Origin of the sequence: Agrobacterium leguminum (assembly GCF_015704895.1) — a bacterium.
Classification (GTDB): Bacteria; Pseudomonadota; Alphaproteobacteria; order Rhizobiales; family Rhizobiaceae; genus Agrobacterium; species Agrobacterium leguminum.
Genome location: NZ_JADQWB010000014.1, coordinates 47,567 through 63,955 on the forward strand (window position 1 = coordinate 47,567; position 16,389 = coordinate 63,955).

The 16,389-nt window shown below is 59.0% G+C and carries 13 protein-coding genes; 1 reads left to right on the plus strand and 12 read right to left on the minus strand.

Going from position 1 to position 16,389, the window contains the following annotated elements:
* Positions 1 to 191: 191 nt before the first annotated feature.
* The 6 genes from I3J13_RS18715 to I3J13_RS18740 form a co-directional block, all read right to left on the minus strand.
* Entirely contained in the window at positions 192 to 1,856 is a 1,665-nt protein-coding gene (locus I3J13_RS18715) for an HAL/PAL/TAL family ammonia-lyase (protein WP_196379748.1), read from the minus strand.
* A 140-nt stretch (positions 1,857 to 1,996) separates the two neighbouring features.
* The gene (locus tag I3J13_RS18720; protein WP_196379749.1) at positions 1,997 to 3,304 is read right to left on the minus strand and encodes an MFS transporter; all 1,308 of its coding nucleotides are present in this window, start codon (positions 3,302 to 3,304) and stop codon (positions 1,997 to 1,999) included.
* Positions 3,305 to 3,407: 103 nt separating this feature from the next.
* Positions 3,408 to 5,066, minus strand: coding sequence for a urocanate hydratase (locus I3J13_RS18725; protein WP_196379750.1), 1,659 nt, complete (start codon positions 5,064 to 5,066; stop codon positions 3,408 to 3,410).
* A gap of 2 nt (positions 5,067 to 5,068) precedes the next feature.
* Entirely contained in the window at positions 5,069 to 6,160 is a 1,092-nt protein-coding gene (locus tag I3J13_RS18730; protein ID WP_137039314.1) for a DUF917 domain-containing protein, read from the minus strand.
* A 2-nt stretch (positions 6,161 to 6,162) separates the two neighbouring features.
* Positions 6,163 to 7,401 (minus strand): Zn-dependent hydrolase, encoded by a 1,239-nt coding sequence (locus I3J13_RS18735; RefSeq protein WP_196379751.1) that lies wholly within the window; start codon positions 7,399 to 7,401, stop codon positions 6,163 to 6,165.
* Positions 7,401 to 8,783 carry a dihydroorotase gene (locus tag I3J13_RS18740; RefSeq protein ID WP_196379752.1) on the minus strand — a complete coding sequence of 461 codons (1,383 nt, stop codon included), beginning with the start codon at positions 8,781 to 8,783 and terminating at the stop codon, positions 7,401 to 7,403. The genes I3J13_RS18735 and I3J13_RS18740 overlap by 1 nt, the downstream gene beginning before the upstream one ends.
* Positions 8,784 to 8,855: 72 nt before the next feature.
* On the opposite strand from I3J13_RS18740, the gene I3J13_RS18745 reads away from it, so the two are divergent.
* Positions 8,856 to 10,076 carry a LysR family transcriptional regulator gene (locus I3J13_RS18745; RefSeq protein WP_196379753.1) on the plus strand — a complete coding sequence of 407 codons (1,221 nt, stop codon included), beginning with the start codon at positions 8,856 to 8,858 and terminating at the stop codon, positions 10,074 to 10,076.
* 44 nt (positions 10,077 to 10,120) lie between these two features.
* Here I3J13_RS18745 and I3J13_RS18750 read toward each other — a convergent pair whose 3' ends face one another.
* From I3J13_RS18750 to I3J13_RS18775, 6 genes are all read right to left on the minus strand, one after another.
* Positions 10,121 to 10,501 (minus strand): hypothetical protein, encoded by a 381-nt coding sequence (locus I3J13_RS18750; RefSeq protein ID WP_196379754.1) that lies wholly within the window; start codon positions 10,499 to 10,501, stop codon positions 10,121 to 10,123.
* Positions 10,502 to 11,118: 617 nt separating this feature from the next.
* Positions 11,119 to 12,444: a Dyp-type peroxidase gene (locus tag I3J13_RS18755; RefSeq protein ID WP_196379755.1), complete on the minus strand. Its 1,326-nt coding sequence runs from the start codon at positions 12,442 to 12,444 to the stop codon at positions 11,119 to 11,121.
* 4 nt (positions 12,445 to 12,448) lie between these two features.
* Positions 12,449 to 12,967: a hypothetical protein gene (locus tag I3J13_RS18760; protein ID WP_196379756.1), complete on the minus strand. Its 519-nt coding sequence runs from the start codon at positions 12,965 to 12,967 to the stop codon at positions 12,449 to 12,451.
* Positions 12,964 to 13,383 (minus strand): nuclear transport factor 2 family protein, encoded by a 420-nt coding sequence (locus I3J13_RS18765; RefSeq protein ID WP_196379757.1) that lies wholly within the window; start codon positions 13,381 to 13,383, stop codon positions 12,964 to 12,966. Before I3J13_RS18765 ends, I3J13_RS18760 begins: the two co-directional genes overlap by 4 nt.
* Entirely contained in the window at positions 13,364 to 14,347 is a 984-nt protein-coding gene (locus I3J13_RS18770; RefSeq protein ID WP_196379758.1) for a catalase, read from the minus strand. Before I3J13_RS18770 ends, I3J13_RS18765 begins: the two co-directional genes overlap by 20 nt.
* Positions 14,348 to 14,449: 102 nt before the next feature.
* On the minus strand, positions 14,450 to 16,168 hold the full coding sequence (locus I3J13_RS18775) for a hypothetical protein (protein WP_196379759.1): 1,719 nt from the start codon (positions 16,166 to 16,168) through the stop codon (positions 14,450 to 14,452).
* Positions 16,169 to 16,389: the final 221 nt, after the last annotated feature.

The following is a 16,389-nucleotide window of genomic DNA, read 5'->3' on the forward strand; positions in this document are numbered from 1 at the left end:
TATGTAAGGGATCAGCCGTCACGGCGGTTTTATCCGAGAGGAACCCGAAGCACGCATCCCATATGGAGTTCCTCACGAATAAGGATGGCCGAGGTCTTCGGGCCGTGCCGCAGCGTCGATTATCTGCTCTGCGAAACGGGGCCGAAGACGTCGGTCCTCTCATCTGGTTCGACAACCAATATAACAACCGCTCAACGGGTCCTTAGAAAACGATAACCCTCATTGAAATCATTGGTATATATTCGGTCCGTCGCCACAAAGGGCACAGTCCGGCGATAGTCTTCAAACAGCGCTTTTGTTCCCGCTCCCAACTGCCCGGGTTTACGTAGATCAACGGCTTGCGCGGCATGTAACAACTGTATCGAGGACATCCAGTAGAGATTATCCAGAATTCGGCCGAGATTGGCGACCGAAAGCGGTGCGTGGCTGTCCAGATCCTCGATATTTCCTGCCATTGCGATCGAGCCGACGGGAGCCTGCGCGCCGATCTGCTGGTTTTCGGCCAGAAGCGCGACGAGCGGTTTCTGGATCGCGCCAAACGCATGCCCTTGATTGGTTTCAGCAGCAAGGAACCGCGAAAGATGCGTCATATCTGGATTTTCGAAGCGGATCGTCTGCATCGTAATGGCCTGTGACAGACGCACCAGCGCCGTGTTCAGAGCCTCAACCCTTGAGGCCACCGGCAGCATCTCAAAACCCGCACTCGGATAGATCGCTCCCGATACTTCGCCCTCGATAAAATATTGGGAGACCTGTCCGGAAGCCTTGTCGTCTAAGGCTCCCGCAACCACGCCCGGATTGTCATCACTGTGATTGATCTGGATTTCCAGCGCCTTGGTCAAATCCTGCGTTGCTATTTCGGCTCCGCCAAGCACATAGGCCATGGTGCGATAAGACAGCGGGTCCTGCAGTGCCCGGTCCTTCGCGGGTGACCAGAGATAGCTGCCGTCAAGGGCAGAGCGAACCATCAGTGCCCCGAATGTGTTTTCGGCAAAGGGACGCAGCTCGTTCGTGGCTGCGAGGAAAGGGGCGACATTGCCGTTAAAACCTTCCAGTGCCAAACCAAAGACAACGGCTTCCTTCTCGAGATAACCCGCCGTATCGTGCGCCAGCAGGGCAGCCTGCCCGGCGGTCAGCGCATTCGTGCTGAGGATCGAAAGGAAATCCTTGCCAACCGGCTCGAGCGGAGCGATGCCGGCCTCTGCCAGGGCGCGCGCTGCGGGAATGCGGTTGCCTTTCATGAAGACTTCCCCCTCGCCGACCATCGCCAGACCGATATGGGAGGCAAGGGTGATATCCGCCTCGCCAACAGAACCGCGTGAAGGAACGACCGGGGTGATCCCCTGCTCCAGAAACTGTCGATACATTTCCGCGACAGCGCTCTGAACGCCGGTTCGGCCGGTTGCAATCTGGTTTAGACGGATCGCCATGCCCGCCCTCACGGCCTCGACCGCCATCGGCTCGCCCACGCCCGCGCCATGCGCGCGCAGGGATGTCGAATTGAAAGCGCGTGACAGTTTCAGCAGATCGTCGTCCAGCACGCGCTTGCCGTCCTTCATCGCGAAAACTGGGCGATCCTTGTTCCAGCCAACGCCGACCGTCAGGCCGTAGACCGCCTTGCCTTGCAGGGCGGCCTCCATCACCAGATCAAAGCCTTCGGCGATCCGTTTGCCCGCGCTCTCGGTGAGAGTAATTTTGGCGCTGTCGTCCCGCGCCAGGCCGACGACCTGTTCCACGGTCAGGTTTTGACCGTCGATGGACCAATGTTCCGCCCGTGCGTTTGAAGCAGCAAGCCCGGCGATCGCAAAAGCTGTGACAATGGAGAAGCGATGAATAGTCCCGTTTTTAACAGACATGATGTTCCCTTGAGTTGGTTATTATTATGCCGTCATGTTTGCAGCACTGTCCGGCGTCGAAACGGCTTCGCTTCAACTGGAAATTTCCAGACATGACGGGTGGAGCAATGGGGAGCTGGGCCTTGAGTGGCCCATCTCCTTCAGTTCGTGGAATACGGCTTCGGCAGGATCAGGACCGCTATCAGCGATATGAACGCCGCGGCCATGACGTAAAATCCGGGCCCGTGATAACCGATACCCGTGCTGCCAAGCCAGGTCAGCGTCGCCGGGGCAAATCCTCCGAAGATCGTCACGGCGGCATTGTAGGCCAATGACATGCCGGTGGTGCGGATATTCGTCGGGAAAACCTCAGACAGGGTTGCGGGTGCGACCCCGACATATCCCGAGACCATGATGCAGAAGAGGCTTTGCACGATGATGAGCGTCGTCAGCGTTGGCGAAGATTGCAGCCACCAGATCAGGGGATAGACAGCGACCAGCATGGCGCCGGCGGCAATGGCGAGCATCAAGCGCCGACCGATCCTGTCCGAAATGCTGCCGGCGCTGACGCAACCGACGGCAAGGAAGACGTTACCAATCAGCGATGCCGTAAACGCCTCCGAAGGGCTGAAACCGAAAGCACGCTGAACGAAGATCGGCATGTAGATGATCAGCACATAGACGCAAACCGCCCACAGGATCGAGAAAGCGAAGCCTTTGATCAGATGGCCGAAATAGTCCGAGAAGACGAGCTTGAGGGGTGTTTTGGCGGACTGGTTCTCGAGACTTGCCTGTTCGGCCTGAAAAGCCGGCGTTTCGTCCAGTGTCTTGCGCAGCCACAGGCCCACCGGCGCGATCAATACGCCAATGAAGAACGGAATCCGCCAGCCCCAGTCTCCGATCTCCTGCTCCGTCAGAAGCGAGGTGACCGCAAAGGCGACGAGTGCACCCATGATGTTGGAAATCGCCATGCTTGCCTGGAGCCAGGAAGCATATTTGCCTTTTTTGTCGGCGGGCGCATGTTCGACAAGAAAGGCGGCTGCTCCGCCGATTTCTCCACCCGCGGAGAAGCCCTGAAGCACTCGTCCGGCAAGGATCATGAGCGGCGCTCCCACACCGATCGCGGCATAGGTCGGCGCCACCGCGATCAGCAGGGTACCCGCCGCCATGATCATGATGGTCAGGAACAGTGCGGCCTTTCGGCCGGCCTTGTCGCCATAGACCCCGATCACGATGGCTCCCAGGGGGCGGATCACGAAGCCTAGCCCAAAGGCGAGGAAGGCTTTCACGAGTTCGACCGTGTGATCGCCGCCGGGAAAGAAATTATGGGCGATATAGATGGCAAACAGCGCATAGACGGTGAAGTCATACCATTCCAGGGCATTGCCTATCGATGCCGCGGCAACGGCGCGCTCCGGTGATGACCGTCTGGCCGGTGTCACTGACAAATTTTGATATGTTTTTTCCATTATTGTCCCCTCTTGGCCTGCCGGCGACGGCAGGCGGTGTTGATTGGTGATCGTAATTTTCCGCCGCTCATGGCGATTGATGGCGTCTCCTCGCTTTGACCCGTCAGATCTGCACGTGATTTATGCCCTTGCTGGCAATTTCATCCTGTGCCTCGGCATAGCCCGCATCCGCGTAACGGATGACGCCGAGTCCCGTATCGTTATCGAGCGATTGCGAGAGCCGGTCGTCAGCCGCATTGGTGCCATCAGCGACGATCGTGACCCCTGCCGAGGTCATGAAACCCGCATAACCCCCGCCGCCGGAATGAAGTGCGACAAGGTCGGCGCGCGAAGCGCAGAGCAACATCGCGTCAAGAAGCGGCCAGTCGGCAATGGCGTCCGAGCCGTCAAGCATGTTCTCCGTCATGATGTTCGGATGCGCCATGCCCGCTGAATCGAGGTGATCGCGAGAGAAGGCAACCGGCCCCTTCAATTCGCCCGAAGCGACCAGACCATTGACCCGCCGTGCGAGTGCGCTTCGTTCGCCATGGCCGAGCCAGGCGATGCGCGCCGGCAGCCCCTCGAACGGAACGTACTTGCGCGCCAGCGAAATCCAGTTGGTAACAATCTTGTTGTCCGGAAACATCTCCAGCACCAGCTCGTCTATCCGCCCAATGTCCGAGGCCTCGCCCGACAGGGCCATCCAGCGGAAGGGACCAATCGCCCGGCAGAACAGCGGGCGCAGATAAGCTTCGGTGAAGACCGGAATGTCGAAGGCGTCAGCAACGCCACCGGCCTGCGCCTGCGTGCGGATCAGGTTGCCATTGTCGAAAACCTCCGAGCCGGCCCGCTGGAATGCCAGCATGGCTGTTACCTGTTTGGCAATCGACACCCTGCCGGCCTCGATCAGTTCATCCGGATTCTGGCTGCGCAGGCGGCGTACCCGTTCCAGATCGTAACCGATTGGAATATAGCCATAAACAAGATCATGGGCGGAGGTCTGGTCGGTCACGATATCCGGGATGATCCCGCGCGCAGCTATTTCGGGATAGATTTCCGCTGCATTGCCGACAAGTCCGACGGACAGCGCCTCACCCTTTGCGCGTGCCTCTTCAATCCGTGCCAGTGCGCTATCGAGATCATCGGCAATCTCGTCCAGATAGCCGATATCCTTGCGGGTGCGGGCCCGTTCCGGATTGATCTCTATGCACAGGATGGCCGCGCCTGCCATGCGACCGGCAAGCGGCTGCGCTCCTCCCATCCCACCAAGGCCCGCGGTCAGTACGAAACGCCCGTTGAGCGTGCCACCGAAGCGGCGTTCGGCAATGCGCATGAAGATTTCATAGGTACCCTGAATGACGCCCTGCGAGCCGATATATTGCCATGCCCCCGCAGTCAGGCCGCCCCAGCATATGAGGCCCTTGCGTTCGAGAGCATAAAAATTCTCGGCCTTGGCCCATTGGCCGACCATGTTGCAATTGGCCATGATGACCATCGGGGCCTCGGTCGAAGTCTTCATCAAGCCGACCGGCTTTCCCGACTGGATGACGAGCGTCTGATCCTCATCCATGGTGGTCAATGCACGCACGATGGCATCATATGCGGCCTTGTTGCGCGCCGCCTTCCCGAGCGCGGCATAGACAACGAGGTTTTCCGGGTCTTCACCCACAGCCAGCACGTTTTCCATAAGGCGCAGCAGGGCTTCCTGCCGCCAGCCCTTCGCTCGAAGGTCCGGGCCTGAAGGGATCGGGAAGCCGGGATTGCGGGGATTCTCTCTCGGCATCTTCAGGCCTCCAATGCGTAGTTGGTCAGGTTGATACCCATGACCTTTTCGGGGTGGACATAGATCGCCGGGTCCATCAGACCCGCGCCGATCGGAATGAGGGTCTTCGGGACATGCAGCAGGTGGATCTTCATGCCGACCTTCAGCTCGCCGACAGACAGCGGCTCGATCTCCTGCGACAACGTGGTGATGACATCCGGAAAGGTTGCGAGACGACGGCCATCTACCGCATCGACCGCCATGTATTCGTTCATCACATGCAGGGTCAGCGCCGCATCGCCCCTGCCGATGGTGACCGTACCGACGTCGAAAGCCTCATTCGTATAAACGACATCCTTCGCGGTGATCTCTCCTTCAATCATGATCCTGCCGCCCGTGGTCGCAAGGATCGCGTCGAGGACCGCCGCATGCCCTCGAGGCTCGGCGGCGAGGATTGCGTGACCAAGCTCCAGCGCCTTGGAGATTCCGCCGAGCGCCGCATTTTTCGCGACGTAGCCAGCACGAACCGGATTGCGGGCCGAGGCGATGAAACCGCCCGACATGTCGGAGGCCGTGCGCAGAATGGGAGAGATGCGGCCGGTTGCGCCACGCGTTACGAGTTCGATATAGCGATTCTGGTCGCGATTTCCGCCAACGGCGGTCTGGATCGACTGGTCCGGTTTTCCGGCCATGCCGATTGCCCCCATGTCGCCGGTGGGATGGGCGCGCATGTCACCCACCGCGTCCAGCACCTTGCAGCCAAGGATAGCCGAAGGCAGCCATGCGTTGAGGGTCGAGGACTTGCCGTTCTGCCCGATCATCAGGGCCGCGACCTTCGCACCAAGTTCATCCTGCAAAAGCTGCACGGCCTTGACATAATCCACGCCCCGCATTTCCCAGGGCGTCGTGGAAGCCGGCGCACCGATGGCGGCAGCCGTCGCCACCCAGTCATCTTCGTTCAATTCGTCGATGGAGACGAGTTCCGGCGCACCGGCGTTCACCGCGGCATAGCCCAGCATCCGTCCATGATGGACCCAGCCGCCACCGCCGGCCGCATAGACCGCGCCTCCCCGCACCGCAGGTTCCACATCCTTCTCCGTCAGAATTCTGGCCACTTTCAGCCCTCCCTTTTTCTGTCCAATTCCATAATCGTGTTTGCCAGAACCTCAGCCGCCAAAGCGAGATCGGCCGCATCCGCCCACTCTTCCGGGCAATGGGAACGGCCGTCGCGGCAAGGGACGAAGAGCATCGCCGAAGGACACAGCCGTGTCATGAATGCCGCGTCATGGCCTGCACCCGACACCATCTTTCGATAGGGCGTGTCCAGCCCGTCGGCGGCCTTTGCCAGCATCTCTTGCAATCCATCATCCATCTGCATGCCGGGATTGGCGGAAATCAGCCGCGCCTCAATCGTGTTTTCGCCGTCCGCGTCAAGTCCCGTCAGCCAGGATACGAATGCTTCCTTGTCCTCGGCCCGCTCGGCGCGGATATCGACCAGCATGCGGACCCGGCCTGGCACCACATTGGCGGCGTTGGGGGAGATTTCGAACTCGCCCACAGTTGCGGTGAAATGTCCGGGACCCCCGGAAAGCTCCGTCGCGAACCGCTCGATCTCACTCACGATCCGCGCCGCAGCAACGAGGGCATCCGCGCGCAACCCCATCGGAGTCGTACCGGCATGATCGGGGCGACCCTTAACCTCGATCTCGACGCGATTGATGCCGACAATGGTCGTCACCACCCCAAGCGCAATCTTTTCCCGTTCGAGAACCGGCCCCTGCTCGATGTGCAGTTCCAGAAAGGCCTTCAGGTCATCAGCCAAGGGAGCTTCAAGACTTTCCGGCTTGCCGCCCACATCACGTATGGCCGTCGCCAGATCGCGCCCGTCACTGATACGCCTCAGCCAGTCCTGCGGCAGAACGCCCGCCATTGCTCGCGAACCGATGCAGGAAACCCCGAAAATGGAGACCTCTTCAGCAAGAAAATCGACGACGGCCAGGTTGTGCCGCAAGGCAACACCGCGCCGGGAAAGAATGCGTGCGACCTCCAATGCAACGACGACACCGGCAACGCCATCGAAACGTCCGCCGTCCGGCACAGTGTCGGAATGCGAGCCCAGCATGATCGTTCCGGCCTGCGGCTCGGTGCCTTCGCGGCGGCCGATCAGGTTCCCGCCCGCATCCGTCGAGACATTCAATCCTTCATTCAGGAAACATCGCCGAAGATAGTCGCGCCCTTCATCGAAACGGGGCGAGAAGGCGCGGCGGGTCCAGGGACGTTCCGGATCGGTAATCTGCGCCAGCGCGTCGAGATCCGTTTCTATGTCCCTTATCGACGCGTCGAGATTGCGGCGCATCACAACAGCACCTCGCGCAGACCAAGTGTTTCGGGCGGCCGCACGAAAATGCCGGTCCCCGGCGCAGCCAGCACGTTTTCACCGTCGAAGGCCATCTCGCCTCGCCGCCAAGTGGCTGCCACCGTCCAGGGCAGTTCCATGCCATGATAAGGCGACCACCCCGCGATGGAATGAGGACTGGTGGCTGCGTCATACACCACGGGCCGATCGACGAGCACCATGACGTCGGCGTCACGCCCGACCTGCAACCCGCCTTTCTGGTGATCCAGACGAAAATGCCGGGCCGGATTTTCGGCCATAAGCCGGGCCGCCCACACCAGCGGCACACCGCGGGCGATCGCGCCCTTGACGAAAAGCGGCACCATCACCTCCAGCCCCGGGACGCCGGAGGCATTTTTCAGCATATCGGGATTGGTCTTGCGGTCCTCGCTCCAGCTCACGTGATCGGTGGACACCATAGACACCCGCCCTTCCGCCAGATGGCGCCAGATCGCCTCCACTTCTTTGCGGGCGCGTATCGGCGGGTTGATCTTGGCCTTGCCGCCAAGCCGCGCGACATCGTTCTCCTCATCCAGAACAAGGTAGTGAATGCAGCATTCGACTGAAGAATATCGGCCGTTCCTGCGGTACATCTCGGCGATCTCGTAACCGCGGCTGACGGAGCAATGGACGACATGTGCCGGGCAATCTGTCTCGGCGCCGGTTTCATAAATCTGCAGCATCGCCAGCGTCTCGGCCAGTTCGGGACGCGACAGGCCGTGCGCACGCCAATCGGTTATACCGGATACCTCCACCTCGGAAATCGCGGCGCGGACATAGGCGTCGTCCTCATTGTGCACGCCTGCGGCAAGCCCGGTCTTTGCAATCTCGGCGAAGCAGGCGCGAAGCAGCGCAGGTGGGATACGTGGAAAGCGTTGAGGATCCGTGCCGAAGGTCGAGAACTTGTAGGCGCAAACTCCCGCCGCCGCCTGTTCGGCAATGCGGGCAGAACCCTCTTGCGGATCGACGGTGCCATAAAGCGCGACATCGATGCGCGCCTCCGCGTCGATCATCGCGACCTTGCGCCTGACGGCCTCGGCGGAACACACAAGATTGCCCTCATCATAGGGCATGTCCACGATTGTCGTGACGCCGCCCGCCGCCGCCGCACGGGTCGAGGCCGCAAAACCTTCGGCCCCCTTCTGCGACAGCGAGTGCACCTGTGCGTCTATGGCGCCAGGCAATATAAGGCCGGTGCCGAAATCATGATTTTCTCGTCCAGCCGGCGCGGGCCCCTCTCCGATGAGTGCCGTTTTCCCCTCGCGAATAGCCACGAAACCTCGAGAAATCTCGCGGTCGGTCAGAATGACTCGCCCCGCCAAAACCGTATCGAAATCCGCCATGTCGTCCTCCTGTCATATTTCGACTATGAGGCACAATTAAATTAGTGGTATATCCCAAAATCCGGACAGACGATGCCGAAATGGGAAGGCCAAGACGAGGCGTGGGCGGTGAAGGTTTCGACGATTCTGTTATGTGACCAGGTGGTTCGGCTGGGCGGCATCCACCTTGCGTCCAATACAACGGGAATTCCGGTTTCAACCGTATCGGACGCCGTCAACCGCCTGGAAACCGCCCTCTCCGTCAAGCTTTTCGTCCAGGGCGCAAAAGGCCTGATCCTGACGGCCGAAGGCGGGAGACTTGGCCCGTATCTCGCGCAAGCCGCCCATGAAATCTTTGCGATCCATGGCGCGTGTGGCGATGACCATACGAAAGATATTTATCAGAGAAGCGTGTCGCTGATTGCACTCTTCCGCTTCGTGGACATTCTCGAATCGGGCTCGATCCGTAAATCCGCATTGAGGCTTCAAATCGGGCAACCGCAGTTGACGCGGATGATGGCGATGCTGGAGGACAATCTGGGCGTCCGGCTTTTTGAACGGACCCGCAGCGGCTCGCACGCATCGCCCGAGGGGCTTCGCATATCGCCCCACGTCCACAAATTACGCGATATCTGGGCAGCGCTGGACTCCACATCCGCCCTGCGTTTCAAGCGGCATCTGCGGCATTGGTCATTCGGCGGCATTCCTCCCGCAACGACGGACAGCCCGTCGGCAATTATCCTGGCGCGCATTGCCGCCAACTGGGCACGGCGTTTCGACACACCGCTGCTGATGCAGCCCGGACTTGCAGACAGCCTGCTGGAAGGACTTGAACAGCAGCGATACGATGCAGTCCTTGTCGACATGCCAGTCAACAATTCTCGCCTGCGCAGCCGTGAGGTTCTGCGCAGCCACCTTTCATGTTTCCTACAGCATGAAGCACCTGAAATGACGGATGCAGATTCGCCGTCACAGATGCGCGAGGCGATCCTCAAGCACCCTCTGGTACTGCCTTCCCGCGCCTCCGGACTGCGCCAGACGGCCGAAAGCTTTCTCGAGCATCTGCTTGGACCAACGTGGCTATCAAAGGTGCAGTTGATTGAGATCGACAGCATACCGGTGGCAGTGCAACTGATTGTCGGCCACGGATATTGTTCGATATTGCCGTCTGGCGTGGGAATAACCTCCCCCAAGGTGACGAAAATCCCATTGCCGATGACATTTTCCGTTCCATTGCTATTAGCCTGGCGCGCCGACGACAGAGGTACAGATATGGCGCAGCGCGTTCTTCAGCTGCTTGATATGACGAACTAACGGTGGCTGGTAAGCTCGGCTCCTGCAACTCGGATTCATATCTATTACTTCGCCGAGCGGTCGGCTTCGGGCGCAAGGAAATTGCAATAGAAATAGAGTGCGATCATTGGAAGCCTGTCTTCAGGCTTGGTCAAGCTCGGCACTATCTCTTCTATTCTTGCCATCACGGCACTGATGTCAGTCAGTTGAGCTTCGGGCTGTCCAAGTGTCGGTCGCGCCAGTTCCTGAAAGCACGCGAACGATCGCAACTTCGATGTTCTGGTCGAGAACCTGTCCACCTCACCGATCCAGTACTGGCTTGCCAGCTCCATAGTCGCAATGTTTGGCAACACGTGATTTGGTCTTTGTTGTGCTTTTGCATCGCAGGGTAGACAGAAGCTTGATTTTCCGGTGATCGTAGTTTTTGCGCCTCTGTAGGATCGCAAGAAACAAAAAAACTCCCGGCGCGTTTGCTGCGGGAGTTTTGGATGTTTGGTTGCGGGGGCAGGATTTCATCTTAACTTGCGATCGTCGCGACCACCCCGTGCTCTACTAAAATCTCTTCCTACCTGCGAGCGTAGCGGTCTATTTCGTACCACCGCGTAGGAACCTGACGATAAATACTGATCGAGAGAAAACTAGATTAGCCCAGCACTCAAAGGTGCTGCCTGGCACTTATGACGACGGGTAATGCTGTGATAGCTGCTGCCTTGTCACGGTAACCGCATTGAGACCACGCTTCACGAAGGCGTTGATCGAGGAGACGGCGGACCTCATCAAGACCTTCTTTGAAGAGATCGAAAACGCGGTGGGGTCGACGTTTGTAGATTGACGAGCCGCCAGCCGATTGCGCTCGCAGTGCTCACTCACAAACCGCTCGGCTGCAGCCCGGCAGGACATTCCGCTCTCAACTGCAGCGACCGACCCCTTAGGTCCTGCGACAGCTCTGGCAGCATGTATGCGAGCCTCTCCGCGCCGCAGCGAGCCTGAATCGGAAAACCGCGCTGGAGTGAATTTTCAATGATCCGCACCGCATGCAAACCATAATGCATTTTACTGCGGATTAATTCCGCTCGGTCAGCCAAAGAAGACCAGCGATACCGGGCAAGAAGACGTGCTCCCCTCCTCTCGTTGCAGTAAAGGCGGGAAGCCCCGCTACGCGCCTTCTAACCGGTTTCGCGGGATACTGAAAATCATCCACGTTATCCTTCCTGCCAACGATGGGATCTGTCCTGGCGCCCTGGGATATGAAATCCCCATCGTTCACCCATTGCGCCTGGACAAACTCGAATTGCCGGCCCGGATCGGCGTTTATGATTGCCAGCATGATGCCACGATCGACCCCGTCGTTGACAATGGCGTCCTCCGGCAACAACGGTCCATAGGCGAACCCACGTCGAAGGACGCGATGCAGACGGATGTTCGTCAAAGAATCCTTGAGGGCATCACGCGGATTGACCCGTCGAATATGGCTGCCTGCAGGCGTCCGCTTACCTTCGGCGTCGGTATCGGCATAGGCAAACGCATTGTTTCGAGTGCTGTCCCGAGCCAAACCGGAATCGTCCTCATCCGGCGAAAGTGCCAGCGGCGCGCCACTTCGCCAACGACCCATCATTTTGGCCGCAAGCAGTTCAGCTCCGTCTTTCGTCCCACCACCACTTTCATGAAGGAAAGTTCGGAATGCGGCGACATCCTGCCAGATCTTGCGGATCGCAATGAAGGTGCCGTTGCGCCAGAGCGCGGCCGGAGCATCGAGCGCCGCGACGACACCGAGTTCGTTCTCATAGCCCAGGATGAATTCTCCGGGCTTCAAGACGTCCTGGCCAGGCAAGGGGTCACCACCCTGCCCCACGATGAACGGATGGCTGATGCCATCGGCATACCCGAAATGCTCCCTGAGCGTTGACGGCACGCCGACGTCAAGACGATGAATCAATTCGACGCCGGGAATACCCTCAAGGGCTGCATGCCCGATGGCAAGCTTGGCCTCCTTGAGCTCGATACTTCCGGCCATCACCAGAAGCCCGATATCAAAGCCATTGCCTCCGTGAGGCAAATCCCAATGATCCGGCGCATTCGTGCCGACATCGCCCAGATAGGCGCTACGCGCGGCCATCCCCTGCCGAAACTCCCGCGGGAACCCCTCCAGGCGTTCGTCGCCCACCAACTTTCGCAGACCTGCATAGGAGAATACGATGTTGATCCACGCATTTTCCGCCGGGCTGCTCCAATCGGCTGCGGACGTGATATGAGGAACGAGCCGCTTCAGGAGAATGCGCGCCGCAGAGGCGTCGTGAACCGTGAACATCAGATAGCTGCCGAAATAGGGCATCGGGCGGCTGCGAAGGACAGTCCCCTGAATGTCGGCAAAATCGAGTGTCGATACCATGGTCTCAGCCGGCCGCGTCGAGAAGATCGCTCACCGCTTTCGAAAGCTTTTCCATCTTCTTGATGTCTCTCACGCTTGAATTCGGCGCGCCGACATAGAAGAACTCGGCGGGATGCATCAGGCTCTTGACCCAATCGGCCGCATGAGGGCTGGTCAAGCCGGGATAACCTTCCAGAACATCGGTCGCGAAGAAATCGAGCCACTGATGCGCTTGTGTGGTGATATCGACGAGATAGGGCTCGAAGTCTCCATCGTAGACCAGCGAAAGAAGGAACCGGGTGTCGTTGTCGAAAAGCAGGATACGGAAATCCTGGACAGTTCCGACGCGATCTTCCCAGTAGCCAGCTTCCGCCTGAAACTGCGGCAAGCGTTCGCGGAACAGGGCCGCGCCGCCCGGCAGCACATTGCCAATCATGGTCAGCTCACCGCGCTTGCCGATACGCTTTCCCGGACCGTCCGGCTGGTTCGTGACGGTCTGAGCCATGGCAAGACGAGCTTCCAAAGGTGCGATGTTGTCACTCATGATTGGTCTCCGTTGTCGGGGGTGAACTGTTGAAGATATTTCTGGAAGAGTTGGTCATCGACGTACTCGCGCTGCTCAACGACACGACCATCCCGCCAGGTGCATATTGCCGTAAAGGTGACTTCGAACGCTGGAGCTTTTCCGTCGGTAATTCCTGAGAGGATCGCTATCGAGCAGGTCTTGTGTCCGTCCACGCTCAGGAAGAAATCCAGGTAGGTTTCGTCGACTTGAGCCTCAGGGTAAGCTGCGCAAAATCGCTGCGCGCTGAAAACATGCTCCTGCTTGCCATGCGGCTCGATCTCGCCTGAGCGCCAGGCGACAAGGTCTTCATCGAACAGAGCCGCATAGTCTGACCATTGTCTCCTGTTCCAGGCCGTATCGAGTGCACGCATATGATCAAGATTTCGCCGTCCCATCTGCCCTCCCTCCTGCTTGAGCCTGGGAGGCTTGCCAGCCTCCACTTCGTTGAGCGGCGGAGGCTTCGTAGACGCCGCGTCTGATCTGGAGGATCGGATCATCTGTAGCCTCGATCCCATCGACCAGCATTGTCGGGTCGTGGTTCATCAGGCGATCGCCAATCTCCTGTTCGCTGGTCGGACCAATGACGCGAAGGCGGCCGATACGAACGCGCTGCCGGTCTTCCGGCCATAGCGCCGTCGCATCGTTCAAGGGGTCTCCAGGCTGGCCGATCTCAAGCTCAAGTTCGAATTCAATGGGAGAGGTTTTCAGACGCTCGTCCAGCTCCAGAAACAAGACGTCGACGCTCTGATGGGTGAGGATCTCAGTATCCTGCCCCTTGACGCCATCGACCGGTATCCAATGACACCGCACGTGGTGCAGGTCTCCGGCAGCGTTTAGGTATCGGAATACATGGACGGCATGGAATTCGGTATTGCCGAAGCTGACAGGAGCCTGGGCGGCGGCCCGCATCTTGAAAACGTTCATGACATTGGGATTTGACGCGAGGAACACGTCGAGACCCGCCTTGTTCGGGCCAGCCCCTGGCGCTATGGGCTGAGCCGAGTTCACAAGCTCGACAAACTGCTCGATCGTGTTGGCGAAGAACAGCTTCTGGCTCAGCATCACGAGATTGGTGACTCGCCCATCCTCGAGATAGAAGCGCGTCGCCATGCCAACGGTCGAGTTGAAGAAGGCGTGCGGATTGCCCCCGCCCTTGGAGAAGCGTACGGACACAGGCAGCTCTTGCCCTTGCAGATGCACTGCCCTCGTGAACTGGCGAGCAATGTCGTAGGCTTGGAAGTGCCCCTTGTACAAGCGGCCGTCGGCGTGAAGTGTCCGGTAGCCGGGATAATGCCCAAGAACGCCGTGTATTCGTTCGACGATAAGATCTGCGCTACGATATTGACTGTTCTGGCTCACGTCCGAAGCCTCCTGTGATCGGTGGCGAGACGATAGGAGCCGGACGGGAATTGACAAAAGTAAGGTGTGAATCGGCTAACCGTTTGACCAGTTAGCTGATGTTCACGACAGCCGTAATGCCTCCAGGCGATCGATGAGAGCCCTGAATTCAGTCGAATCGCGTATAAAGTCGAACCGGACATCGGTTCGCATCCAGACGGTGGCCAGTTCGCGGGCGTCCAACGCCTCGGAAAGGTAGGAGAGCGCCCGCGTGCGATCGCCGACAGCGGAAGCGAGCGTCGCATATGCGAATTTTCCGGCCCTTGGATTGTCTACGCCAAGCGTCCGTTCCGCGGTATCTGTCGCTCCACGCCAGGCGGCGAGTTCCGCGGACGCAAAAATCAGTTGTGGGTTGCCGATTCTGAGGCGCTCAAGAGGTAGGAAAAACTCCTCTTGATATGATCTACCCCCGAAATGACTGCTGAGTGCCATGTAATAGAGTGCCTCGGCGGGCGCGTTCCCGACTTCGATCTCAAGAGGCTTCTCGATGAGCCAGTCGAACTGACGATCCTGGAACCGGCTGACAGACTCGGCGATGTCCTGCTGCTGAGAAAAAGGCTCGATCGTGCGCGCCTCCCGAAAGAGCTGCTCAGCCTCTTCCGTCAGCCCCAGCAGTGCAAGGTATGAGCCGTAAATCCTCGCTGATCTTGCGTTGCGCCCAAGCGATAGCGATATCTCGAAGCTGTCTTCGGCTGCCGACCGATCACGCTCGAGCCAGGCATGGATCGTTCCTAGTGCCGCATACGCTTCCGGTGACTCCGGGTCGATCCGACGTGCCTCCTCCGCGGCAGGTTTCGCTTGAGCGAGTGCCGCCGGCTCATCGATGGCGCCGATCCTGAACAGATCGCAGAAGCAATCCGCTATTCCGGAATGACCACGCGCATAGTCCGGTGCGGTTGCGGCGACATCTCTGAAGAGTTGCAACGCAGCCTTGATGCCTTCGGTCGTTTGCTTGTCAAGCAGTTGGCGCGCACGATAAATCTTGGCGTGGGAATCGACGGCGACAGGCCCGGGACTAATCTGGAGATTGCGCATCTTGGAGCTATCGAAGCGCAATCTGCTGACGAATGTAGTTGCCATACGCTCGGTCAGCTCGCCAAGGTTCGGGGACGCACTTTCGAACCGGTCGGACGTGACGACAAATCCGCGCGGATCGGAGATCTCAACCGTCACCTTGACCTGCCCATTCACCTTGCGAACTGTTCCTTGGACGATCGCATCCAAACCGAGTTCCGCCGACATCATGGGAATTGCCGGCTCCTTGTCGCGGTAACTGAAGGTGGTTGCACGAGAGGGTACCTTCAGGCCGGGCTCGGAGCCGAACGCAAAGACGAGTTCATCTGTCAGCGCGTCGGCGAATTCCTGAATCTCGGCTCCTCCGGAAATGACTTTGATCGGCAACACCGCCAGACGGGTACCGGGACCGGGCCTAAAGATATCTTTTGCAACTGCCGGAGAGCCAACCTGTGAGGCGCGCTGCTGCGTGTTCAACTCGAAGAACGGCGTATAGCTGCCACTTGGAATGGAGATAAGAACGGGATCATGCAGACCATCGCCCGAGAAATGCTCCTCCAGCTTTCTGCGCAGCCGTCGCGCCTCAACCCGGACGGTCGAGTCTATTCGCGGATCATAAGGCGGGTCGCGGCGATAGACTTCATTGCCAATCGTCGCTTCCTTGAGATCCTTTCCTCGGCCACCGAGAGTTTCTTCAACAACATGGGTCAGCAGGACGAGAAGTCGATCGGAGCCGTTAAAGCTGGCGCTTTTGCGTAGCCTTTCCATCTGATCCCTCACGGACGACGGTGACGGGCCTGATATTGCATCCATTCTCTGCCCTCGAACAAAGCCTATAGAATCCTGCGACGCGTTTTGATCTTGGTCAATCCATTTGTCGACCGCAACTTCACCTGTGAGCGCATTGGAAAACTGTTACTTGGCCCGTTAGCTCCGCGACCTAACTTCCACTGCCCCTATTCCTGCCTAACCTGCCGGCGACGCAAACG

Bases quoted from the DNA above. Each gene is read 5' to 3' on its own strand.
- I3J13_RS18715 (WP_196379748.1), bottom strand. From the start codon at position 1,856: ATGTCTGTTAAAAACGGGACTATTCATCGCTTCTCCATTGTCACAGCT.
- I3J13_RS18740 (WP_196379752.1), bottom strand. From the start codon at position 8,783: ATGGCGGATTTCGATACGGTTTTGGCGGGGCGAGTCATTCTGACCGAC.
- I3J13_RS18735 (WP_196379751.1), bottom strand. From the start codon at position 7,401: ATGCGCCGCAATCTCGACGCGTCGATAAGGGACATAGAAACGGATCTC.
- I3J13_RS18760 (WP_196379756.1), bottom strand. From the start codon at position 12,967: ATGAGTGACAACATCGCACCTTTGGAAGCTCGTCTTGCCATGGCTCAG.
- I3J13_RS18745 (WP_196379753.1), top strand. From the start codon at position 8,856: ATGCCGAAATGGGAAGGCCAAGACGAGGCGTGGGCGGTGAAGGTTTCG.
- I3J13_RS18775 (WP_196379759.1), bottom strand. From the start codon at position 16,168: ATGGAAAGGCTACGCAAAAGCGCCAGCTTTAACGGCTCCGATCGACTT.
- I3J13_RS18720 (WP_196379749.1), bottom strand. From the start codon at position 3,304: ATGGAAAAAACATATCAAAATTTGTCAGTGACACCGGCCAGACGGTCA.
- I3J13_RS18755 (WP_196379755.1), bottom strand. From the start codon at position 12,444: ATGGTATCGACACTCGATTTTGCCGACATTCAGGGGACTGTCCTTCGC.
- I3J13_RS18765 (WP_196379757.1), bottom strand. From the start codon at position 13,383: ATGGGACGGCGAAATCTTGATCATATGCGTGCACTCGATACGGCCTGG.
- I3J13_RS18725 (WP_196379750.1), bottom strand. From the start codon at position 5,066: ATGCCGAGAGAGAATCCCCGCAATCCCGGCTTCCCGATCCCTTCAGGC.